Annotated in this window: 23 protein-coding genes and 1 pseudogene; 14 read left to right on the top strand and 10 right to left on the bottom strand. The window is 72.5% G+C overall.

Annotation, left to right across the window (positions count from 1 at the left end):
* Window positions 1-77: 77 nt before the first annotated feature.
* Window positions 78-365, top strand: a complete 288-nt coding sequence (locus ABEA42_RS12975; RefSeq protein WP_345503889.1) for a DUF1905 domain-containing protein — start codon at window positions 78-80, stop codon at window positions 363-365.
* 40 nt (window positions 366-405) lie between these two features.
* Here the strand turns inward: ABEA42_RS12975 and ABEA42_RS12970 are convergent, their stop codons facing one another.
* Window positions 406-780, bottom strand: coding sequence for a DivIVA domain-containing protein (locus ABEA42_RS12970; protein ID WP_345503888.1), 375 nt, complete (start codon window positions 778-780; stop codon window positions 406-408).
* A 146-nt stretch (window positions 781-926) separates the two neighbouring features.
* Here ABEA42_RS12970 and ABEA42_RS12965 point away from each other — a divergent pair, with 146 nt between their 5' ends.
* Window positions 927-1,259: a hypothetical protein gene (locus ABEA42_RS12965; protein ID WP_345503887.1), complete on the top strand. Its 333-nt coding sequence runs from the start codon at window positions 927-929 to the stop codon at window positions 1,257-1,259.
* A 9-nt stretch (window positions 1,260-1,268) separates the two neighbouring features.
* On the opposite strand, the gene ABEA42_RS12960 is transcribed toward ABEA42_RS12965, so the two are convergent.
* The gene (locus tag ABEA42_RS12960) at window positions 1,269-1,883 is read right to left on the bottom strand and encodes a TetR/AcrR family transcriptional regulator (RefSeq protein ID WP_345503886.1); all 615 of its coding nucleotides are present in this window, start codon (window positions 1,881-1,883) and stop codon (window positions 1,269-1,271) included.
* A 302-nt stretch (window positions 1,884-2,185) separates the two neighbouring features.
* Here ABEA42_RS12960 and ABEA42_RS12955 point away from each other — a divergent pair, with 302 nt between their 5' ends.
* The 5 genes and pseudogenes from ABEA42_RS12955 to ABEA42_RS12940 all read left to right on the top strand — a co-directional run bounded on the left by ABEA42_RS12955 (window position 2,186) and on the right by ABEA42_RS12940 (window position 5,662).
* On the top strand, window positions 2,186-2,965 hold the full coding sequence (locus ABEA42_RS12955) for a hypothetical protein (protein ID WP_345503883.1): 780 nt from the start codon (window positions 2,186-2,188) through the stop codon (window positions 2,963-2,965).
* 94 nt (window positions 2,966-3,059) lie between these two features.
* Entirely contained in the window at window positions 3,060-3,755 is a 696-nt protein-coding gene (locus ABEA42_RS12950; RefSeq protein ID WP_345503881.1) for a hypothetical protein, read from the top strand.
* 205 nt (window positions 3,756-3,960) lie between these two features.
* Window positions 3,961-4,053 (top strand): annotated as a pseudogene (locus ABEA42_RS18530) (DUF2510 domain-containing protein); the annotation flags it as partial.
* A gap of 60 nt (window positions 4,054-4,113) precedes the next feature.
* Window positions 4,114-4,956: an excalibur calcium-binding domain-containing protein gene (locus ABEA42_RS12945; RefSeq protein ID WP_345503879.1), complete on the top strand. Its 843-nt coding sequence runs from the start codon at window positions 4,114-4,116 to the stop codon at window positions 4,954-4,956.
* Window positions 4,957-5,095: 139 nt separating this feature from the next.
* On the top strand, window positions 5,096-5,662 hold the full coding sequence (locus tag ABEA42_RS12940) for a GNAT family N-acetyltransferase (RefSeq protein WP_345503877.1): 567 nt from the start codon (window positions 5,096-5,098) through the stop codon (window positions 5,660-5,662).
* Between the two features lie 171 nt (window positions 5,663-5,833).
* Here ABEA42_RS12940 and ABEA42_RS12935 read toward each other — a convergent pair whose 3' ends face one another.
* From ABEA42_RS12935 to ABEA42_RS12920, 4 genes are all read right to left on the bottom strand, one after another.
* Window positions 5,834-6,196: a bleomycin resistance protein gene (locus ABEA42_RS12935; protein WP_345503876.1), complete on the bottom strand. Its 363-nt coding sequence runs from the start codon at window positions 6,194-6,196 to the stop codon at window positions 5,834-5,836.
* 98 nt (window positions 6,197-6,294) lie between these two features.
* Complete coding sequence (locus ABEA42_RS12930) at window positions 6,295-7,389, bottom strand: threonine aldolase family protein (protein WP_345503874.1); 1,095 nt, start codon at window positions 7,387-7,389, stop codon at window positions 6,295-6,297.
* Window positions 7,390-7,437: 48 nt separating this feature from the next.
* Window positions 7,438-8,319 carry a hypothetical protein gene (locus tag ABEA42_RS12925; RefSeq protein ID WP_345503872.1) on the bottom strand — a complete coding sequence of 294 codons (882 nt, stop codon included), beginning with the start codon at window positions 8,317-8,319 and terminating at the stop codon, window positions 7,438-7,440.
* 98 nt (window positions 8,320-8,417) lie between these two features.
* Entirely contained in the window at window positions 8,418-9,647 is a 1,230-nt protein-coding gene (locus ABEA42_RS12920) for an AGE family epimerase/isomerase (RefSeq protein WP_345503870.1), read from the bottom strand.
* 142 nt (window positions 9,648-9,789) lie between these two features.
* Here ABEA42_RS12920 and ABEA42_RS12915 point away from each other — a divergent pair, with 142 nt between their 5' ends.
* From ABEA42_RS12915 to ABEA42_RS12895, 5 genes are all read left to right on the top strand, one after another.
* A complete protein-coding gene (locus ABEA42_RS12915; protein WP_345503868.1) occupies window positions 9,790-11,847 on the top strand; it encodes a spermine/spermidine synthase domain-containing protein in 2,058 nt (685 codons plus the stop codon).
* Window positions 11,848-11,938: 91 nt separating this feature from the next.
* Entirely contained in the window at window positions 11,939-12,430 is a 492-nt protein-coding gene (locus tag ABEA42_RS12910) for a DUF3995 domain-containing protein (protein WP_345503866.1), read from the top strand.
* A gap of 10 nt (window positions 12,431-12,440) precedes the next feature.
* Window positions 12,441-13,757, top strand: a complete 1,317-nt coding sequence (locus ABEA42_RS12905; protein WP_345503864.1) for a MurT ligase domain-containing protein — start codon at window positions 12,441-12,443, stop codon at window positions 13,755-13,757.
* On the top strand, window positions 13,754-14,590 hold the full coding sequence (locus ABEA42_RS12900; RefSeq protein WP_345503863.1) for a type 1 glutamine amidotransferase: 837 nt from the start codon (window positions 13,754-13,756) through the stop codon (window positions 14,588-14,590). The genes ABEA42_RS12905 and ABEA42_RS12900 overlap by 4 nt, the downstream gene beginning before the upstream one ends.
* 13 nt (window positions 14,591-14,603) lie before the next feature.
* The gene (locus ABEA42_RS12895) at window positions 14,604-15,461 is read left to right on the top strand and encodes an aminoglycoside phosphotransferase (protein WP_345503861.1); all 858 of its coding nucleotides are present in this window, start codon (window positions 14,604-14,606) and stop codon (window positions 15,459-15,461) included.
* A gap of 17 nt (window positions 15,462-15,478) precedes the next feature.
* On the opposite strand, the gene ABEA42_RS12890 is transcribed toward ABEA42_RS12895, so the two are convergent.
* Genes ABEA42_RS12890 through ABEA42_RS12880 form a run of 3 tightly spaced genes read right to left on the bottom strand, consistent with a single transcriptional unit; the run spans window position 15,479 to window position 17,800 of the window.
* Window positions 15,479-15,922 (bottom strand): hypothetical protein, encoded by a 444-nt coding sequence (locus ABEA42_RS12890; RefSeq protein WP_345503860.1) that lies wholly within the window; start codon window positions 15,920-15,922, stop codon window positions 15,479-15,481.
* Complete coding sequence (locus ABEA42_RS12885) at window positions 15,915-16,982, bottom strand: lysylphosphatidylglycerol synthase transmembrane domain-containing protein (RefSeq protein ID WP_345503858.1); 1,068 nt, start codon at window positions 16,980-16,982, stop codon at window positions 15,915-15,917. Before ABEA42_RS12885 ends, ABEA42_RS12890 begins: the two co-directional genes overlap by 8 nt.
* A complete protein-coding gene (locus ABEA42_RS12880) occupies window positions 16,979-17,800 on the bottom strand; it encodes a PIG-L deacetylase family protein (RefSeq protein ID WP_345503856.1) in 822 nt (273 codons plus the stop codon). Before ABEA42_RS12880 ends, ABEA42_RS12885 begins: the two co-directional genes overlap by 4 nt.
* A gap of 35 nt (window positions 17,801-17,835) precedes the next feature.
* Here ABEA42_RS12880 and ABEA42_RS12875 point away from each other — a divergent pair, with 35 nt between their 5' ends.
* Window positions 17,836-18,963 carry a glycosyltransferase gene (locus ABEA42_RS12875; RefSeq protein ID WP_345503854.1) on the top strand — a complete coding sequence of 376 codons (1,128 nt, stop codon included), beginning with the start codon at window positions 17,836-17,838 and terminating at the stop codon, window positions 18,961-18,963.
* Window positions 18,960-19,664: an NUDIX hydrolase gene (locus tag ABEA42_RS12870; RefSeq protein ID WP_345503852.1), complete on the top strand. Its 705-nt coding sequence runs from the start codon at window positions 18,960-18,962 to the stop codon at window positions 19,662-19,664. The genes ABEA42_RS12875 and ABEA42_RS12870 overlap by 4 nt, the downstream gene beginning before the upstream one ends.
* 44 nt (window positions 19,665-19,708) lie before the next feature.
* On the opposite strand, the gene ABEA42_RS12865 is transcribed toward ABEA42_RS12870, so the two are convergent.
* Window positions 19,709-20,233, bottom strand: coding sequence for a hypothetical protein (locus ABEA42_RS12865; RefSeq protein ID WP_345503851.1), 525 nt, complete (start codon window positions 20,231-20,233; stop codon window positions 19,709-19,711).
* Window positions 20,234-20,236 lie beyond the last annotated feature (3 nt).

The following is a 20,236-nucleotide window of genomic DNA, read 5'->3' as shown; positions in this document are numbered from 1 at the left end:
CCGATGAGTTCAGCCGCCTCGGCGGGTCAGAACAGGTGGAGGCGTGAACCCGCAGCAGCCCAGGTGAGGACGGAACCATGAGCAACCACGAAGGCCCACTCGACATCACCTTCACAGCCACCCTGGGGCGAGTACGAGCGGGCGACACGTGGACCTGCGTGCAGCTCCCCGGCTCTGCAGCGATCTTCGGCACCCAAGGCCTGGTGAAGGTGACGGGAACCGTGGACGGTGAACCCTTCCAAGGGGCGTTCATGGCCCTGGGCGACGGCACGCACAAGCTGCCGATCACCGCGGCCGTTCGCCGGGCCATCGGCAAGCACGACGGGGACCAGGTGGTCGTTCACCTCACGGCTCGACGCAGCTGAGCCGGTCGCCCTCGGGCTCAGTCGGAGCCTGGAACCACCTTCAGGACCTCGCGTCCCCGCGCAGCCAGCGGAGTGCCCGCTGGCCCAGCCCCTCCGGCTGTGACTCGACCATGGACGCCAAGGCCTGCTGATCTGGCCGGCCGCCCTGCTCGTAGTAGCGAAGGGCTTCGACCGCCTGGTTGAGGAAGTCGTCGACTTCCCGCACGTCGTACCCGCGACGCAACTTCGTCGACGCGAAGCGGCGACCGGGTGTCGGCGAAGCTGGCGCCTGCGGTCCCGGACGACCGCCCTGCTCGTAGTAGCGCAAGGCCGCCGCGACCTGGTCGAGCATGTCGTCGACCTCACGCTCGTCGTACCCGTCCCGGAACTGAGTCGGAGTGAGCGTCTTGGTCAGGACGTCCTTCGAGGTGAGCATTGGACCATCATGGGCCCCGCCCGGGCTCTGGCGGGGAAGTTGGCGACGACCCACCGGGCGGGTACCAGATGCCCGTCAGTGGCGTGGAGGGCAGCGAGGGCGCCAATTCGGTTGCCCGTCAACAGGGGCCGTGTCACGCTCACGAGATGTCCAGCAGCATCGCCGACAAGCTCTTCGACCGGTTCGGCGAGACCGCTGCCGCGGTGATGAAGGAGCGTCCTGAGGCGGACCCGGTGATGGTCCGCGACATCTTCGACGAAGCGGCGACGTTGCTGCACAACGGACTTGCCCTCGACCACCTGGATGACCACGATGCCGACATCGTCATCTCTGACCTGTGCGTGGCCCTTGCTGATGCGGACGTGACCGCCGCGCTGTTGACCCGCTTCTACGCTGCCACGGACCACCCCGAAGACCTGCACGACCCGGCAGGGGTTGCCCTCGCCTACGAGAACGTCCTGAGGATCTTGCAGCTCTGACGCCGTCGCTCAGCCTCGCAGGGCGCCGATCCCGTCGAGCAGCAGGTCGAGGCCCACGTCGAACTCGTCGGCGAAGTCGTACCCGGCATCGATGACCTCGGAGATGAGGGCCTCGAGGTTGGGAAACGGGCTAGGGCCGTCGCCCGGCCCCTCGTGGGCCCGCACGGCTTCGACGACCGGGGTGGGGGCGGTGGGCAGAGCGAGCTCCTGCAGGACGAAGCCGTAGACGTAGGCGTCGAGGAAGGCCAGCACCTGGGCCGACGCCCGGCCGGCGAAGCCGCGCGCGCGCAGGTAGCCGATGACGTGGTCCTGGTGGGCGAGCGTGATCGGGCCCGGCGCGGTCCGGGACTCGACGAGGCCGATGGCCCACGGGTGCCGGCGCAGCACCAGGCGCTCCGACACCGACCTCGCACGGAGCCCGGCCCGCCAGTCCGGACCTTCGGGGAGAGCCATCTCATGGAAGACCTGGTCGACGAGGGCGTCGAGCAGCGCATCCTTGTTCGCGAAGTGGTGGTAGACCGCCATGCCCTCCACGCCGAGGCGCCGCCCGAGGGCCCGCATGGACAGCGCCGCCAGACCGCCCTCGTCCGCAAGAGCCGTGGCCTCCTCGAGGATGCTCTGCACCGTCAGGGGACCGCGGTGTAGGGGTTGTCCCTGATTCATCCCTGACTCCACGTGTGGGTTGACGCCGACCTTTACGAAGTAAAGTACCGTGCTTTACGCCGTAAGAATTTCGCCGAGAGGACCCTCTTGTGACCGCTTTGACACCAGCCAGGGCGCCGTGGGGCGCCGTCCCTGCTGGCACCGGCCGTCCGCAACCTGCGCTGTCGACTCGCTGGGCGGCGCGGGCTCGGAAGCGTGCACGCCGGGCCGCGCCCGCGGACGCCCGGATCCTAGGAGGCCCCGCGCCGAGGCGCCACCACCTCATGTGGTGGGCGGCAGCCCTGCTTACGCCGGCCGTCTTCCTCGTGCCGGCCGGCCTCGTCGCACTTCGCGGTTACGGAGGGGAGTCCGACCTCGTGGCAGCCGCCGAATCGGCCTTTCTCCGCGCCGACGTGTCGGCTCCCGTGACCGACTCCCGGGAGCTGGCCGAGCTGACCGCGATGTGGCGGGAGTTCCACCTCGTCAAGGCGCTCATCGCCGGCCTGCTCGTCCTCGCGCTCGTGAGCCTGGCCTCGACGGTGCGCCGTCGAGTGGACGCCTCCGAAAGTCGACGTCGCCGAGCGCTCCTGCTGTCGGTCCACGGCGGGGTGGTCGTCTGGCTCCTCGGAGCGCTGACCGTCCTGCTCGCGAACGTGCAGGGCGCGGCCGCGCCGTTCGCCTCCGTCGCGTCGCTGCTGCCGGCAGGCCATGGAACGGGTCAGCTGGAGGTGGTCCTGAGCCACCTGCGTCAGGCCGTGGCGGCCGGGACACCCTCCTCCGGTGGAGCCCTTGCGAGCCAGCTCCTCGGCGACTTCACCCTCTACCACGCGGTTTTGGCGGTCCTTGCCGCGGCCACGGGCGGCGTGCTCAGCACCCTGGCGCTTCGCGCGCTCTGGCGGCGCTGGCGGCTCCGCGGACCGGTCCGGTCCCCACGCCCGACGTGGCTCGTCGAGACCACCCTGTACGGCGCTGCCGGAGCGGTGTTCCTCCTGCTGTCACTGGCGAACGCGAGCACCTGGGTGCACCCGGTGCCCGCGCTCCTGGCCTCCCTCGGCGGCAGCTGACCGCGCACCGCTGCCCACGGGTCATCCAGCGGACCGTCGCGCGTGACGGGCGATCTCGTCCAGCACCCGTACCCATGAACGAAGGAGCACGACCATGGAATCATTGAAGGGCGCGGGCAAGATCCGGACGCGCGGCCCAGTCGCTCGGGGCCGGTCCGTCGGCGCGGCCGCGCTGGCAGTGGCCGTGGCGGTGATCGCGGAGAACGCAGTCCTGGCGGTATCGGGCGCACCGACCTACGGCGCCCCGATGAAGGAGGTCATGGCCTACTACGCGGCCAACCGCGCCTCGGTCGCGATCGCCTCTGGCCTCGTGGCGGTGTACCTGCCGGTGCTCCTCATGTTCCTGTCTGGCCTGCAGGGCCTGGTGGAGCGGCGGGGCGGTGGGGGAGCCGACTGGGCGCGACTCGCTGTGGCCGCCGGAGCGTCCCTGTCGGCCGGCTTCGTGCTGGTCAACGTCCTGCAGGTCGGGCTCGCTCTGTCCGCCGGGCAGCTGGCTGAGCCGACTCCCGCGGACGAGCTCGTGTGGCGGATCCACGCGGCGGCGTTCGGGCTGGCGCTGCCCATGCTCGGCGCCACCTTCGTCGGCACGGCCCTCGCCGCACACGCGAGCGGGCTGACGCCCGCGTGGCAGCGGCTGCTCGGCCTGGTGGGCGGGGGACTCCTGGTCGTCGCAGGCATCGGGAACCTCGCCCTCGCCGACGGCTCGCCCCTGGTCTTCGTCGGGCTCCTGGGCTTCGCCTCCTGGCTCGCCTGGCTCATCGTGACCGGAGTGCGCCTCGTCCGGTCATGAGTCGGGTGAGGCCAGGACCGAGGCCGCAGCGCGCTGGCGAGCGCCGGGAGGCGGTCACGTCGTCAGGGGTGATCGCCTGCCTCCGCCGCGAGGCGGACTGGAGGGTCTCGAACGAGGGACGGATCAAGCCCCATTTCCGGCAACCCCACGTATCCGAGGTGATACACGGATAGATTGCGCTCAACCAAGGGGATGTAGGGACGATATGACCGGGACCACGAACGCTCCTGCCGGCTGGTACCCGCAGGCTGATGGCCAGCAGAGGTACTGGAATGGCGAGTCGTGGACCGAGCACGTCGCGCCGGGTGTGCTCACCCAACCAGTCAGTGGGTCATCATCGGAGCCCACGGAGTCGGCGGTGCCTCGTCGCCGCGTCGGCAAGGCCGCGGCTTTCGGTTGGGGAGGACTGGCCCTCACGGCTCTGATGGGGGCCGCGGGGTCCGGCTTCAGCGGTGTCGCACTTCTGGCGGGCCTGTTCGCCCTTGTGCTTGGGGTGATCGCCGTGGCTCGCGGACACGTTGGTTGGGCCCGATTGCGCCACCGCACGGCAGGTGGGGTCGTCATCGGTGCGGCCCTGGCGCTACTCACCGTCGGTGCCGTGGCCGCGCCCCCGCCCGCACCCTCGTCCGCTGCCTTGGCCCTGACGAGCCGCAGCGTCCCACCCACCCCCCAAGGCGCAGCCCGAACGACAGCATCGGATTCCGCTGCCGCCCAAGCCGCGGCTGCAGCGGACCAAGCCGCAGCGGACGCTGCAGCGAAGGCCGCAGCCGACGCAGCTGCTGCGACCGCCAAGGCAGCCTCCGACGCCGCGGCCAAGTCGGCGAAGGATGCCGCAGCACAGCAAGCGAAGGCAGCCGCCGCCGCGCAGGCGAAGGCTGCAGCCCAAGCCAAGGCCCGAGCCGCCGCGCAAGCGAAGGCCCAGGCCGCCGCTCAGGCGAAAGCTGCGGCAAAGGCAAAAGCAGCCTCGCTGGCGAAGGCGAGGGCGGCCGCCCCCGTACCGCCTCCCGCGCCCGCCGCCACCACGTACGACAACTGCACAGACATGCACGCCGACTACAAGGGCGGTGTGGCGCGGCCCGGTGCGGTCGATCACCGCACCGGTGGCGGCCACGCCAACTACGCGCCTGTCTACAGTCTGTCGCTCTACGAGGCGAACGCAGGCAGTGACCGCGACGGCGACGGGATCGCCTGCGAAGCCTGAGCAGGACTCGGTCCGATGGCTGTCTTGTCCTGTCAGGGCAACGCACCGCGCACGAGCCCGGGCCCGGAGCGAGGTCCTTCTTGGGCTGGGTCGGCGAAAGTCGTTTGGCGATGTGAGCCGTTGTGGTGATGCTTCCACCATGAGCGACTACCTCGAGAGCGAGCGCCTGGTGCTGCGCCAGTTCACAGCGCAGGGTGCGGATCTTCTGATCGAGCTGGACAGTGACCCTGCAGTGATGCGGTTCCTCACCGGTGGCGAGCCGTCGATGTCAGACGACGTCGTCCGTGACGAGGTCATCCCGAGCCTGCTCGCGGCGTATGAGCGGTGGAACGGTCGGTTCGGGTTGTTCGCGGCCTACGAGAAGGAGACCGGCGACTTCATCGGTTGGTTCTGCCTACGCCCCGAACGGTCGGGTCCGCTGGACGAGGTCGAGCTCGGATACCGGCTCCGCCGGGGCGCGTGGGGCAAGGGGTATGCGACCGAGGGCTCGAATGCCCTTGTCGACAAAGGTTTCTCGGAGCTGGGCGTCAGCACGGTCTGGGGCGAGACCATGGCACTGAACATCTCCTCCCAGCGGGTGATGGAGAAGGTCGGCATGTCCGTCGTCAGGTCGGTCCCCACGCCTGAGGACATGCTGGGCGTCGAGGGCGCGGAGCGCGGTGGCTACCGGTTCGAGATCACCAGGGAGCAGTGGGCGCGACGATGACGCCTCCGCAAGTGCTGAGCCGATCGAGGGACCGCGAAGCCGTGCTCGTCGGTGCCGCCAACCATGACGTGCGTCCTACCGCGGCGAGCTGACCGATTCCGGAAGTGGACGAGTCCGCTCCCGTACAGCCTGTCCTCGTGAGTCGAGGCATCCTCAGTGTCGTTCAGTCCTTCAGTCGTTCTGCACGAGTCGTAGCAGGCTACCGTCCGGATCGAGCAGCGCACCGATCCGCAAGCCGGACGACTCGCGGCGGGGTGGATGGACCCTGGGAAACCCTTGCCTCGTCTCGGCCACCCCTGCGGCGCGGCACACGGCATAGAAGTCGTCGACATCGTCGAGCCTCAGGCAGCAGCCGAACGAACTCGTGGACGGGTCCAGGTCCGGAAAGGGGAAGAACTCCAGGCTCACCCCACCGCGTCGCAAGATCATCCACCCGTCGTCGCGGTAGTCCTGGGTGAAGCCCAGCTGCGCGTAGAACGCGCTCGTGCTCGCGAAGTCGCGCGCTGGCAGGTTCGGTGTCGCTCGATCGGCCATGCCGCATCGTAGACGCGAACCCGAGGCTGATCTCGGGCGCGATTCCTCGGCCGGCCCACCAATGGCCGGAGCCCGATCCGCCGCGTCTGACCCTGGGGTCAGCCTGCCGCATCGTCGATGATCTCCAGCAGCGCGTGCCGCACCTCCTGCGGATCGATGGCCATCGCGTTCTCGCCGACGGTGACCTCGAACCGGCTGGAACGCGGCGAGGTCGTGGGCCGCGGGTAGAGGAAGAGCTCCAGTCTCCGGCGCTCGACGAAGCGCCGGTGCGCCGACGCCAGTGCCTCGGGCGGCACCGGGACGATGACGTGGAAGAGCGGGGTCTGCGGAGGATCAGGGACGACCTCGACTCCCGGGATGTCCTGCAGCGCGGCCGCGATGTCCTTGGCCCGTTGCCAGAAGACAGGCATGCGGGGGACCAGCGTGTCGAGGCCGATCTCGGCCGAGACGGCGAGCGGCCAGGCGTGGTGCAGCTGCCCGCCCAGCCGGGCCCGCCACTCACGAGCCTGGTCCACGAGGTCGGACGGTCCCGCGAGCACCGCACCGCTGAGACCCTCCAGTCCCTTGTACAAGGAGACGTAGACGGTGTCGAAGAGGGCGGCGATCTCGGCGTGCGGGCGCCCGTAGAACGGCTGGGCCTCCCACAGGCGAGCCCCGTCGAGGTGGGCCGCGATGCCGCGGTCGCGCAGCCACGTCGTCTGCTCGCCCAGCTCGTTCCACGACGGAAGGCGCCCGCCCAGGTCCCGCTGCGGTAGCTCGAGGAGCACGGCAGCCAATGGCTCGCGGAGGCCCTCGAGGTCCTCGAGCGTCACGAGGCGGTCGTGGTCGCCCAGCAGTACGCCGTGCAGCTGGTGGACGATCTCGTAGCCCTTGCGCTCGTGGACCTCGATGTGTGCCCTGGGGTGGAACCCGATGGTGCGACAGCCGCGGGCGTCGGCATGCAGCCGCAGCGCGACCTGCGAGGCCATCGCCCCCGTAGGCATGAACACCGCCGCCTCCTTGCCGAGCAGGTCGGCCACCCGCGCGTCCAACCGCGCCACCGCTCCGCCGCGACCGTAGGTGTCCTGGTCCCCGTCCTCGACGCGCGCCAGGAAGTCCTGGAGCCGGCGCGTGGGTGCCCGGCGCTGCTGCCCGTGCACGGAGAGCGACCTCGTCAGAGGTACGGCGTCAGTGGGAGTGCCTTGGGAGTCCATGACGCCCATCCTGACCCACGGGAGGAGAAGGACAGGTCAGTCACGGTGTCAGGCGCCGGGAGTGAGGATGCGGGAGCGGCGCTGCACGACCCACGGGAACGGCGGCCGCCACCGCGTCCACCGCCGGGCCAGCACGAGCACCGGAACGCTGGCCCACCACGCGAGCGCGACGACCGGCACGGCGAACAGGCAGATCCACCACGGCCCGACCAGCCACCCGAGCAGCAGGGCCGCCACCGCCAGCAGACCACCCACGACGTGGAGGACCCCGACGAGCAGCAGCCCCGCGGTCTCCACCTGCTGGGCGTGCGCGAACGCCGCGTTGGCGATGTTCTCGACGTCGTCCATCGAGTTCAGCGGCACCGCGACGGTGGTGCGCTCCCGCTCGACCTCGCTCACGTGGTCCCGGTGCCGGGCCAGGACCTGGGCAGGCGATCCGTCCGCCACCACGATCGAGCGGCCGCGGGCGCAGTGGCGCGTCATCTCGGTCTCGAGGTCGGTGAGGCGCCGGCCGCGCTGCAGCCGCTTCGGCCACGGCGGGAAGACGGGCCACCGCAGCTTCGTCTCGACCAGGGCGCCGTCGGCCAGGAGCGTGCGCACGCGCAGGCTCGCGCCGCCGTACCAGTCGCCGACCTCCGCCGTGACCGTGCCGTCGGGGGTGACGAGGATCGGCTCGGGCCGCTCGGCGTTCTCGAGGAAGTAGCGCTGCACGTCCTGCTCGTACGCCGCCGACCACTCCAGCGACAGGTCGTGGCCGTTGTCCAGCACGAGGCAGCCGGCAGGCACGAGCCCGAGGCCCTCCAGCTCCGCGGCGACCTCGGGGTGGTGGGCGTACTCGATGAGCCACGGTGTGGCGCGGTACTGCGGCACGGTGTCCTCCTCCGCCGGCGCAGCAGGGCACGGGCCGCCCCCGAGCCGGTCGGCGGTCACGCTAGGGCGCGTGCGGGCTCGGCGGAGCCGGTTCCACTGCAGGACCAGCCGATCGGGGGAGGCGGCAGGAGTGGGGAGGCGCCGGCCGGCGCGGTCCGTCAGTGAGCCGGACCGATGAACGAGCCGACGAAGGACCCGGCCGGTCGGAGCGAGGGCAGCAGCGCCGCCTGGTAGGCGTGGTAGACGTCGGGCTTGCCCGACCAGACGGTCGTCGACGGCTGGTGGTGCTCGTCGAGCTCGTGCCGCCACGACCCGTCGACGCGGTCGATGAAGCGGCGCTCGGCCTGGTCCCACCACACGGCGTACCAGTCGAGGTAGCCCTGCTCACCGGTCGCCTCGGCGAGCGCCCAGGCTGCGGCGATGCCCTCGGCGAGGACCCAGTGCAGCCGGGTGCGGACCACCGGGGTGCCGTCGAAGTCGACCGTGTAGACGAAGCCGTCCTCGCCGTCGACGTGCCAGCCGTCGCGCACGGCGGCCTCGAACAGTCCCTGCGCGTCCTCCAGCAGCCACTCCGGGGCGTCCTGCCCGCGGTCGAGACGCGCAGCACGCAGGTGCAGGGCCAGCCGCGACCACTCCAGCAGGTGGCCGATGGTCACGCCGTAGGGCCGGAAGGGGTCGGCGGGGGAGTCGTGGTTGTAGTCGGGCACTGGCACCCACGCCGAGGTGAAGTGCTCCGGCAGCCGCCAGTCGGCCGGGCGCGCCACCTCGTGCACGATGCGCTGCAGGACCCGCGCCGCCCGCTGGAGCCACACGGCCTCACCGGTGACGTCGTGGACGGCGAGCAGGGCCTCGACGGTGTGCATGTTCGCGTTGGCGCCGCGGTAGTCCTCCATCGTCGTCCACGCCCGGTCCCACGACTCGGCGGCCATGCCCTCGTCGTCGCGCCAGAACCTGTCCTCGAAGACACCGACCGCGTCCGCGAGCAGAGCCTGGCCCTCGGGGTGGCCGGCCGCAGTGGCGCTCGCCGCGGCGAGGAGGACGAAAGCGTGCTCGTAGCAACGCTTCTCGGGTGTCGTGGGCACGCCGGCCACGGCGTCCACAGCAGCGAACCAGCCACCGTGCTCCGCGTCGTACAAGGTGGTCCGCAGCGCGGCCACACCGTGGTCGAGCTCGCGCCGGGCGTCCTCGTGGCCAGCGAGCACCTCGAGGGCTGCGACGTGCGTCATCCGGCAGGTGACCCAGGCCTCGACGGGCCGGTCGAGCACCGGCTGGCCCGTGTCGTCGAGCCAGGCGAACCCGCCGGACGGGTGCACCGACCGGCGGCCGAACTCCCAGAGCCGGGCCCGTTCGGACGCGAGGGTGTCGAGGTCGGGCGCGGTGGGCAGCATGCGTGGATCGTATGCCGCGGCGCCCGCCGGCGGTCGGGAAGCGGCGGCCGTCGAGATCAGCCGCGCTCGACAGCCCCGCAGGGGCGCCCCACGTTGCTAGGTTCGCCTCGTCGGTGCCCCTCGGCACCCGGAGGGGGAGACGATGCAGCAGGAGCACGAGGACACCACGACCACCGCCACGGCCACTACCACGGTGACCGGCAGGCGCGTCCTCCCCGAGCCCGGGCGCCGTACCCGGCTGGTGCTGGCCAGCGCGCTGATGCTGTTCGTCGAGCTCGCGCTGATCCGCTGGACGTCGTCCAACAACCTCTACCTCGTCCACCTGACCAACTTCGTCCTGCTGGCGAGCTTCCTCGGCATCGGGCTCGGCTTCCTGCGGGCCCGGGCGGAGCGCGACCTCTTCCCGTGGGCGCCGGTCGGGCTCGCGGCGCTGGTCGCGTTCGTCCTGCTCTTCCCCGTCCGCACCGGCACCGGGCGCGGCGGCCAGTGGAAGCTGGTGGGCCTGTTCGACCTGGCGCCGCTCCCGCGCCCGCTCAGCCTGGCGGTGGTCTTCGTGCTCACGGTCGTGACCCTCATGGCCATCGCCCAGGAGGTGGCGCGGACGTTCGCCACCTTCGAGCCGCTCGAGGCCTACCGGCTGGACGTCATGGGCAGCCTCACGGGGATCGTGTCGTTCGCAGCCCTGTCGTTCCTCCGGCTGCCGCCGCTCGGCTGGGCGCTGCTCGGTGCGGCAGCGTTCGTGGTGCTGCTCGGCCGACGGCTGGCCCTAGCCCGCCGGCTGCCCGCCGTCGCGATCGTCGCCTTCGTCCTCATGCTGGGGGCGGAGTCGTTCATGGGCAGCTTCCAGTGGTCGCCCTACTACAAGATCCACACCGCCGACGTGGCCGGCGGGCTCGTCCGGGTGGAGGTCAACAACACGCCGCTGCAGACCGCCCTCCCCGTGTCGGTGATCAAGAAGAACTCACAGTTCTACCTCTACCCCTACACCTACGCCGGCCCCCACGACGACGTGCTCGTCATCGGCGCCGGCACCGGCAACGACGTGGCTGTCGCCCTCGACCAGGGCGCCAAGCGGGTCGACGCCGTGGAGATCGACCCGGCCCTCATGCAGCTCGGCCGCGACCGCCACCCCGACCGCCCCTACTCCGACCCGCGCGTCACCACCCACGTCGACGACGGGCGCGCGTTCATGGAGCGCACCGACCGCCACTACGACCTCATCCTCCTGGCGCTGCCCGACTCGGCGACCATCGTCACCGGCCAGTCGGCGCTGCGGCTGGAGAACTACCTCTTCACCACCCAGGCCCTCACCAAGGCGCGCTCGCTGCTCAAGCCCGGCGGCACGTTCGCCATGTACAACTACTACGAGCCGTGGCTCCTCGACCGCTACGCCAACACCGTGAGCACCGTCTACGGCACGGCGCCCTGCGTCCAGCGCGGCCCGAGCTACGGCCCCCGCCAGCAGGCGGTACTGAGCCTGCGCAAGGACGCCAGCACCGGCGGCTGCACGACGACCTGGGCGCCGCGCACGACCGCGCTCGAGCCCTCCGTCGACGACCGGCCCTTCCCCTACCTCGGGTCGCGCACCATCCCGTCCTTCTACCTGTGGATGCTCGGCCTGGTCCTGCTGGCCTCCGTCGTGGCCGTGCGCTCGGTGGCAGGGCCGCTGCGCACCATGCGCCCCTACGTCGACCTGTTCTTCATGGGCGCGGCGTTCCTGCTCCTGGAGACCAAGAACGTCGTGCAGTTCGCGCTGCTCTTCGGCACGACCTGGGCCGTCAACGCGGCGGTCTTCGCCGGGGTGCTGCTCAGCGTGCTCGCGGCCATCGAGGTCGCCCGCCGCGTCACCATCCGCCGCCCCGTGCTGCTGTACGGCGTGCTGCTCGCGGCGCTCGCGCTCGCCTGGCTCGTGCCGCAGGACGCGCTGCTGAGCCTGTCCGTCGTGCCGCGCTTCCTCGCCGGGGTGACCATCGCGTTCCTGCCGATCTTCGTCGCGAACCTGCTCTTCGCCGTACGGTTCAAGGGCTCCGGCTCCAGCACGGTCGCCTTCGGCGCCAACCTGCTCGGGGCCATGGTCGGCGGCGCGCTGGAGTACCTCGCGCTCATCCTCGGCTTCAACGCGCTGCTCATCGTCGTGGCGCTCCTCTACGGGCTGGCGCTCCTCACCGGGCGCAGGCACCTGGTCGCAGCCCGGACCTGACGCACACCGGAGGTCGGGCGACCGGGACCAAGGGTTGGTTCGGGGGTCATGCCGGATGGTCGTCCGCCGACACACCACGAACGATGGGGCCATGACCGCCATCACCGCCCGCTCGACGCCGGCCCTGCCGCGGGCGTTCCTGGTGGCCGGTCTGCTGGGGTGCATCCACGCAGCGTTCAGCCTCTACTGGGCCAGTGGTGGGACGGTGCTCGCCTGGTCGCTCGGGGCAGACCTCGTGGCGACCTTCCGTGGCAGGGAGTGGGTGCTTGCTCCGATCGGTGCGTTGAAGCTCGTCGTGGCGCTCGCGCCGCTCTTCCTGGCCTCGAAGGGCTGGCCGGGCCGGCGGGTCACGCGGTCCTTGTGCTGGCTCGGCGCCGCGGTCCTCGTCCTGTGGGGTGGCCTCAACACCCTGGTGGCCAACCTCGTGCTCGTGGGCGCGATCCACCCCTCGTCCGGCTTCGACCGCGCGGGGATGATCGGCCACGCCTGGCTGTGGGACCCGTTGTTCCTCGCCTGGGGCACAGCCGTCGTCCTGGGCCTTCGCGCGCGAGCACGTGCGAGCGGCACCCGGCGCGACCGTTAGGGTTTGCAGGGTGCTGAGGACGACGGCGGCTGTGGTCGCAGGCAAGGCCGCGCGCGCGGCGTCCCGTCTTCGCGGCGGTGGGTCCGCCCTGCCGGGGCTGGTGGCCGAGAAGGTCGACCCCGGATTCCTCGCCCACGCGCTCGCAGGCGTCCGCGGCGGGATCGTGGTCGTGAGCGGCACCAACGGCAAGACCACGACGACCAAGATGCTCGTGGCCGTGCTGCGCGCCCACGGCAAGACGGTCTTCACCAACCCCACCGGCAGCAACTTCACCCGCGGCGTCATCTCCTCGATGCTCGGGGAGCTGCCGGTCAACGGCCGGCTCGCCGCCGACCTCGCCGTGCTCGAGCTCGACGAGGCGCACGCCCTCAAGTTCGCCGCCGCGGTCAAGCCCACCCACGCGCTGCTGCTCAACGTCGCCCGCGACCAGCTCGACCGGTTCGCCGAGATCGACCACACCGCCCAGCTGCTCGCCAGCCTGGCCGAGCAGACCACCACCGGGGTCGTGCTCAACCTCGACGACTCCTTCGTCTCCCGGATCCGCGACCGCGTCGCCGACGGGGTGGCCGTGCGCTACTTCGGGGTCGACGCCTCCATCGCCGACCGCCTGCCCGAGCTGCAGGAGCAGGACGTGCGGTTCGAGGACGACTTCGTGCCGCCGGTCGCCGGGCCCGACGACGGCCTGCTCAAGCCATCGGACGAGCGCACCTTTCAGGTGCTCTTCGGCGACGGCACCGCGGGGTCCGGCACGGTGGGGCCGCTCGAGCTCCAGCAGCGCGGCCTCGCCGCGATGATCAACGCGACCGCCGCCACCTCGACCGCGCGGCTGCTGCTCGGCGACGCGTTCGACCCGGCAAAGGCAGCGCAGGCGCTGCGCGAGGTCACGCCGCCGTTCGGCCGCGGCGAGGTGGTGATGGTCGACGGCCAGCCGCTGGAGCTGGTCCTCGTGAAGAACCCCGCCGGCTTCACCGTGGCCCTCGGCACCTACGGCTCGACCCCGGTCGCGACCATGGTCGCCATCAACGACAACTACGCCGACGGCCGAGACGTCTCCTGGCTCTACGACGTGAGCTTCGAGAGCCTGCGGCAGCGCGGGGTGGCGGTGACCAGCGGTGTCCGCGGCTACGACATGGCGCTGCGCCTGCAGTACGACGACGTGTCCGTCGACAGGGTGGAGCCGGACCTCGAGCCCGCGCTCGACGCGTTCCTCGCCGCCCACCGCGACGAGCCCAAGCGGATCTTCTGCACCTACACCGCGATGATGGCGCTGCGCCGGGTGCTCGCCGCCCGTTACGACCTGCCCGACATCGGCGAGGAGGCGTCATGACCATCCAGCCACCCGGACACCCGCAGGGACCCGCGGCGCACCCACAGGACGTGTTCATCCCCGGGGAGCCGCAGGACTCGGCGGTCGTCCCCGACGAGACCCGCGAGGGCAAGGGGGCCATCCACCTGGTCCACCTCTACCCGCGCGAGATGAGCATCTACGGCGACCTCGGCAACACCCGCGCGCTCGCGGCCCGCATCCGGCGGCACGGCTACAGCCCCGTCGTCCACCAGCACCACCCCGGCAGCCCGTTCCCGGAGCAGGCGCACCTCGTGGTCGGTGGCGGCGGCCAGGACTCGGGCCAGGTGCGCGTCGAGGCCGACCTCGACCACATCGCCGACCGGCTGCGCGGGCTCGCCGCCGACGGGACGCCGATGCTCATGATCTGCGGGATGTACCAGCTGTTCGGCAACGCCTTCATCACCGTCGAGGGCAAGCGCCTCCCCGGCCTGGGCATCCTCGACGTGACCACGCAGGGCAACGCCAAGCGCATGATCGGGCCCGTCGTGCTCAGCACCGAGTTCGGAGACGTCGTCGGCTACGAGAACCACTCCGGCTCGACGACCCTCGGAGACGGCCAGGCGCCGTTCGGGACGGTGCGTTCGGGGTTCGGCAACAACGGCACCGACCGCACCGAGGGCGCCCGCACCGGCAACGTCATCGGCTCCTACCTGCACGGCCCGATCCTGCCCGCCAACCCGGCGCTCGCCGACGCCCTCATCGGGCTGGCCGCCGAGAAGGCCACGGGACGGCCGTTCGAGCCGCAGCCGCAGGACGACGGGTTCGCCGACGAGGCCCGCACGCGTCAGGTGCGCCGGCTCGTCAAGCGCTGACCGCCCCTCCGGTATGCAGCCGCAGCACCCGACCGACCGCCCCACGCCCGTGCCGGCACGGGTGCTCGACCTGTTCGCCGTCCCCGACGACGTCCGCCCGCTACCCGGGGGTGGGGGTGGCAGCGTCGTCGCCGGTGACCTGGTGCTGTCGCCGGGGCGTGACGCGGCGACCCAGGGCTGGCTCAGCCCGGTCCTGGCCCGCCTCGCCGTCGCGCTCGACCTGGAGCGGCCACGGGCCGTCCGGATCGCGATGCCGATCCCTGCCCGTGACGGCTCCTGGGTGGTCGACGGCTGGGCGGCGAGCCGGTTCGAGCCAGACACGACCGCCTGCACCGACCTCGACGTCCTCGTGGCGACCGGCCGGGTGCTGCACGCCCGCCTCGCGGTCGCGGTGCCGGAGCGTCCTGCCGGGCTCGGCGCGCGGACCGACCGTTGGGCGGAGGCCGACCGCCTCGTCCGCGCGGGCGGGACGCCGCTGCGCGAGGCGGTCGCCCGGCACGGGTCCGACAGCGCCGGCCAGTGGGTGGGCGAGCTCGACGAGGCGGACGGGGGAGTGCAGGGGCAGGAGCAGGCGCAGCTGGTCCACGGTGACCTCGCGGGCAGCGTCCTGCTCGACGCGACGGGCACCCCGGTGGTCATCGACCTCGCGCCGTACTGGTGGCCCCCGTCGTGGGCGGAGGCGGTGTGCGTCCTCGACGCCGTCCTGTCGCACGGTGCGGACCCGGCGGTGCTGGAGCACTGGCAGGACCCCGTCCGGCGGCCCGTGCTGCTGCGGGCCGCGCTGTTCCGGCTCCTCAGCAAGGCGCCGGGCAGCCCGCTCGTGGCCGACCTGGCGCGGGTCGTCGACCCGACCCGGCTCCACGCCCTCTAGGGCGTCCTCCCGGGGACTCAGGCGTCGGGGTCGCTGCCCCAGGCCAGCCGCAGCGCGATGAGCTCGGCCAGCGTCGCCGACTCGCCGTCGCGGCCACCCGCGCCCACCTGCAGTGGCGGGGGCGTCGGCTCGAGGGCGACGGTGCGCCACCGGCCGAAGCGCTCCGGCGGCACGACGAGCACGTAGTACGCGCCGTCCGTCCCGATCCCGATCGACTCGTCCCGGCGCAGGTACCAGCCCTCGACCCCCGTGCGGTAGCGCCCTCGCCCCGACCAGGGGCGGGCCATGAGCTCCTGCGTGGGGAACCCGGCCTGCGCCGCACGGGCCACGAACTCGTCCACGAGCACCTGCGCCCGCACCGACTCCCGTTCACGCCGGCGCTTGTCCGCGGCCACGTGGTAGTCGGCCGCCTCGGCCCGTTCCGCCGCGCGGCGGCGACGGTCCTCCTCGTCCTCACCCATGCACGGCCTCCTCCACCGGGGTCTTCTTGGGGCTCACCGACCACGCCAGCCACCCCAGGGCACCCAGGGGGATCTCCATGAGGTGGGTGTAGACGGAGAAGAGGATGGCGCCGGCGAACGCCTCCGCCGGACCGGCGCCCCACGCGATGAGCGCGGACGTCGTCACCGCCTCGGTCACCCCCAGGCCACCGGGTGTGACCCCGACCGCGGTGGCGAGGCGACCGATCGCGTACGCCGCGAAGAGCTGCCCGTAGAACAGGTGCACCCCGGTGGCGTGCATGCACACGAGGAACAGCAGGTAGTAGACGCCGAAGAAGCCGACCAGGCCGAGCGTCATGCTGAGCCAGCCGGTCCGGACGATGTCGTTGACCCTGGCCCGCAGGTCGACGACGAGGGCGCGGACGCTCATGCTGCGACGTCGCCACAGGCGTCCGAGCACCTTGTCGATGCCCTGCCCGATGGCGACCGCCGCGCGCTCGGACACCAGCACCGCCACGAAGGTGCCGAGCAGGAGCGCACCGCTGAGCGCACCGGCGACCGCCGCGTCCTGCAGGGACCGCGGGACGTCGGAGTCGGCGCCGGCGAGCAGCGCGATGATGGCCACCAGCGGCAGGGCGATGCGGGCCAGCACGTTCCAGACCCCGGTGACGATGGCCGAGGTGGAGATGTCGCGCCGGGAGAACCCCCAGGAGCGGCAGATCGTGTAGGTGGCCGCAAGCCCCGCTGCGCCACCGCCGGGCAGCAGGTTGCCCACCGACGAGCCGGCGACGTTGACGATCAGGGCCTGCCAGTGACGCAGGCCGTGCAGCGAGCCGGTGAGCGTGAACGTGTAGCAGTAGAGGCCGACCACCACTCCACCGAGGAGCAGCAGCGCCGTGGACACCGGGACCTGGCCCAGCACCTGCCAGACCTGCCCCCAGGTGGTGTGGGAGACGCGTGGCAGGCCCCACACCAGCAGCACGGCGGCGAGCCCGAGGCCGAGCACGGCCTGGAGGACCGTGCGCCCGCGCGACCGTGTCGGGCGGCCTGCCGGGCCGTCGGCCGTCGTCGCGGTGCTCACGGCAGTCCCTCGAAGATGTCGGTCGAGACCTGCCCGCCCGGGGGACGGGCCGGGTCGACGAACCACTCACGCCCGAAGACGAGGTCGTACAGGGGACGCGGGATCCGCAGGAACGCCGCCAGGGTGCGGTCGGCACCGCCCTCCGCGCTCGCCTGCGAGGCGTGGGCGCGCATGGAGGCCCGCTTCGCGGCGGCATACCGGCGCACCGAGATGCGGTGGGTGATCTCGGCCCGCGCGCTGAAAGCGCGGCGGAAGCTGTCGCGGTCGAACTCCGGGGGGAAGTCGTAGATCTTGGCTGCGAGGTCCAGGGCCCGGTTGATGGAGTCCCGGGGCACGGTGGCCTCGAGCACCCGGGGTGTCCCGGCGAGCTCGGCAGCCCGGGCGCCGACGACGTGGACCTTGACGTGGTCGCGGTGGCCGTAGCCGCCGTTGCGGTCGTACGTGAGCAGGACGTCGGCGCGCTCCTCGCGCAGGATCGCGGCCAGCCGCTCGGCGGCCTCCTCGATGTCGGCGCGGATGAAGCGCTCGCGACCGGGCGGGTCGGGGTGGGTCACGTCGCCGAGCCCGCTGTCCGCGTAGCCCAGCCACTCCACCCGGGCGACCCCCAGCGCGGCGGCGCTCTCGCGCAGCTCGGCCAGCCTCCGGTCACCGAGGCGGCCGTCGGCGGCGTACTCGTCCGAGGCGAGCCCGAGGTCCCCGTCGGTCGCGACGACGGTGACGACGCGGTGGCCCTCGGCGGCGGCGCGCGCCATCGTCCCCGACGTGAGGAGTGCCTCGTCGTCGGGGTGGGCGTGGAACGCCACCAGGGTGCGGGTCATCACGAGCCATCCTGTCGCATGGCAGGCTCTAGCCCGTGAAGGTGGCCCTGCTGACGGACTGTTACCTGCCCAGGCTGGGCGGGATCGAGGTCCAGACGCATGACCTCGCGGCCCAGCTCGTCGCCCGCGGGCACGAGGTGGAGGTGTTCACGGCCACGCCCGGCGCCCGCGGCGAGCGCCACGGCGTCGTCGAGGGCGTCGACGGGATACCGGTGCACCGCATGGCGATCCGGCTGCCGTGGGAGCTGCCGGTCAACCCGTTGGCGCCCCCGGAGGTACGCCGTCGGCTGCGGGCGGGTGGGTTCGACGTGGCGCACGTGCACATGGGCGTGGTCAGCCCGTTCGCGACCGACCTCGCGCGTGTCGCCCTCGGCCTCGGCCTGCCCACCGCGGTGACCTGGCACTGCCTCATGGAACGCTCGCGTCCGCTGTTCCGGGCCCTCGGCCACGCCCGGCGCTGGGGCGCGAAGGGCGCCGCCCTCTCTGCGGTCTCCGGCGTCGCGGCCGCGGCCGTCCAGGCCGTGGTGGGGGAGGGCAGCGAGGTCCGGGTGCTCCCCAACGGCATCGACGCCGACCTGTGGGCGCCCACGTCGCCCCCGCTGCGCGACCCCGGCGCCCCGGTCGAGGTCGTCGCGTCCATGCGGCTGGCCGCGCGCAAGCGCCCGCTCGCGGTGCTGGAGGTGGCCGAGGCCGCCCGACAGCTCCTGCCCGCCGACCGTGCCATGCGGCTCACGCTGTTCGGCGACGGCCCGGAACGCGGTCGCCTGGAGAAGTTCGTCGCGACCCACCAGATGGGCGACTGGGTGACGCTGCCCGGACGGGTCGACCGTGACCGGCTCCGCGAGAGCTACTGGCGCAGCGACGTCTACCTCACCCCGGCGCGGCTCGAGGCGTTCGGGATCGCCGCCCTGGAGGCCCGCACCGCCGGGCTGCCGGTCGTGGCCCGCGCCGACACCGGTGTGGGCGACTTCGTCACCGACGGCACCGAGGGGCTGCTCGCCGCGGACGACCAGGCGATGGTCCGCGGCCTGGTCGACCTCGTGTCCGACGACGCCGTCCGCCGGAAGATCGCGACCCACAACCGGACCGTGGCGCCCGCCCAGGCCTGGCCGGCCGTCGTCGCGCTCGCCGAGTCCGAGTACCGCCGGGCCGGTGCCTCGTGAGCGCGGCAGGGACCACGCCGCTGCGGGTGCGCGGTCACGACTCCGGGGGCCGCGAGGTCGTGGAGTTCGTCCTCGGGCACGGGGCCGACCCGGTCCGCGAGCTGGCCCGTCGCGGCTGGGGAGGCGCCCGGCTGCTCGACGCGCTCCGCCACGAGGACGGGACGCTCACGCTCGACTACGCGGTCGTGCCGGACGCACCGGTCGAGGTCCCCGCCGCCCGGGTCCCCACCGACCCCGGACTCGTGCTGGAGCCCGGGGAGGTGCCGGAGGTCCACCAGCGCACCGCCGCGTACGGCGTCGTCACCAGCGAGCGGGGTGTCCTGCTCACCGAGCTGTCCGCCCTCACCTCCGCACCGGGGCGGTGGACGCTCCCCGGCGGCGGCCTGGACCCCGGTGAGGAACCGGTCGACGCCCTGCACCGGGAGGTCTGGGAGGAGAGCGGCCAGCGGGTGCAGGACGTCCGGCTGCTCGAGGCCCACACGTCCCACTGGGTGGGCCGCGCGCCGAGCGGGCGGCTCGAGGACTTCCACGCGGTGCGGATCGTGTACGCCGCGTGGTGCCCACAGCCCACCGACCCCGTCGTCCACGACGTGGGTGGCTCGACGGAGTCGGTGCGCTGGGTACGGGTCGAGGAGCTGGCTCGCTACCACCTGGGGCGGTCCTTCGCCCCCCACATGTCCCGCTGGCTCGCCGGGTCCTGACGCGCGGGCTGCGTGTCAGGAGTGGGGCAGGCGGGACCGCCCGGTCAGGATCGGGCGTTGCGGCGGTTCGACCCCGCCAGGCCGACGATGCCGAGCAGGACCAGGACGGCGCCCACCGCGACGAACCCGAGGGGCCCGACGTTGCCCCAGTCGATGGTGAGGTTGCCGAGCTCCTGGGCCAGCACGACCCCTGCGACGACCAGGCAGAGCAGCCCCAGCAGGATCGCGGGCAGGTGCGGGCCGGTGGGCCGCGGCGGCACCGGTGGCGGCCACCCGGCGGGCTCCGCGGTGGCAGGCTCCGAGGCGGCGACGGGATCGCTGGCGAAGGGATCGCTGCCGACGGGATCGCTGCCGACCGGGCCGCGGTCCACGGGGTCGCTGGCGGTGGTGGGCTGGCTGGCGGGGGTGAGGTCGCCGGTGGTGGCGGGTGTCGCCTCGTCGACGGCCAGCTCCTGCGTGGCGTCGGCGGCGCGCGGCTGCTCGGCGGTCCCTGCGGACCACAGCTCCTGGGTCGGGTCGGGGCGCTCCCCGTGCGGGTCCTGCACAGGCCCGTCGTTCGAGCTGGTCATGGC

Source organism: Pedococcus ginsenosidimutans, from assembly GCF_039544395.1.
Taxonomy (GTDB): domain Bacteria; phylum Actinomycetota; class Actinomycetes; order Actinomycetales; family Dermatophilaceae; genus Pedococcus; species Pedococcus ginsenosidimutans.
Note: the sequence above shows the minus strand (reverse complement) of the source record. Positions and strands in the feature narration are given on the sequence as shown.

Bases quoted from the DNA above. Each gene is read 5' to 3' on its own strand.
- ABEA42_RS12975 (WP_345503889.1), top strand. From the start codon at position 78: ATGAGCAACCACGAAGGCCCACTCGACATCACCTTCACAGCCACCCTG.
- ABEA42_RS12970 (WP_345503888.1), bottom strand. From the start codon at position 780: ATGCTCACCTCGAAGGACGTCCTGACCAAGACGCTCACTCCGACTCAG.
- ABEA42_RS12965 (WP_345503887.1), top strand. From the start codon at position 927: ATGTCCAGCAGCATCGCCGACAAGCTCTTCGACCGGTTCGGCGAGACC.
- ABEA42_RS12955 (WP_345503883.1), top strand. From the start codon at position 2,186: ATGTGGTGGGCGGCAGCCCTGCTTACGCCGGCCGTCTTCCTCGTGCCG.
- ABEA42_RS12950 (WP_345503881.1), top strand. From the start codon at position 3,060: ATGGAATCATTGAAGGGCGCGGGCAAGATCCGGACGCGCGGCCCAGTC.
- ABEA42_RS12940 (WP_345503877.1), top strand. From the start codon at position 5,096: ATGAGCGACTACCTCGAGAGCGAGCGCCTGGTGCTGCGCCAGTTCACA.
- ABEA42_RS12935 (WP_345503876.1), bottom strand. From the start codon at position 6,196: ATGGCCGATCGAGCGACACCGAACCTGCCAGCGCGCGACTTCGCGAGC.
- ABEA42_RS12930 (WP_345503874.1), bottom strand. From the start codon at position 7,389: ATGGACTCCCAAGGCACTCCCACTGACGCCGTACCTCTGACGAGGTCG.
- ABEA42_RS12920 (WP_345503870.1), bottom strand. From the start codon at position 9,647: ATGCTGCCCACCGCGCCCGACCTCGACACCCTCGCGTCCGAACGGGCC.
- ABEA42_RS12915 (WP_345503868.1), top strand. From the start codon at position 9,790: ATGCAGCAGGAGCACGAGGACACCACGACCACCGCCACGGCCACTACC.
- ABEA42_RS12910 (WP_345503866.1), top strand. From the start codon at position 11,939: ATGACCGCCATCACCGCCCGCTCGACGCCGGCCCTGCCGCGGGCGTTC.
- ABEA42_RS12900 (WP_345503863.1), top strand. From the start codon at position 13,754: ATGACCATCCAGCCACCCGGACACCCGCAGGGACCCGCGGCGCACCCA.
- ABEA42_RS12895 (WP_345503861.1), top strand. From the start codon at position 14,604: ATGCAGCCGCAGCACCCGACCGACCGCCCCACGCCCGTGCCGGCACGG.
- ABEA42_RS12890 (WP_345503860.1), bottom strand. From the start codon at position 15,922: ATGGGTGAGGACGAGGAGGACCGTCGCCGCCGCGCGGCGGAACGGGCC.
- ABEA42_RS12880 (WP_345503856.1), bottom strand. From the start codon at position 17,800: ATGACCCGCACCCTGGTGGCGTTCCACGCCCACCCCGACGACGAGGCA.
- ABEA42_RS12865 (WP_345503851.1), bottom strand. From the start codon at position 20,233: ATGACCAGCTCGAACGACGGGCCTGTGCAGGACCCGCACGGGGAGCGC.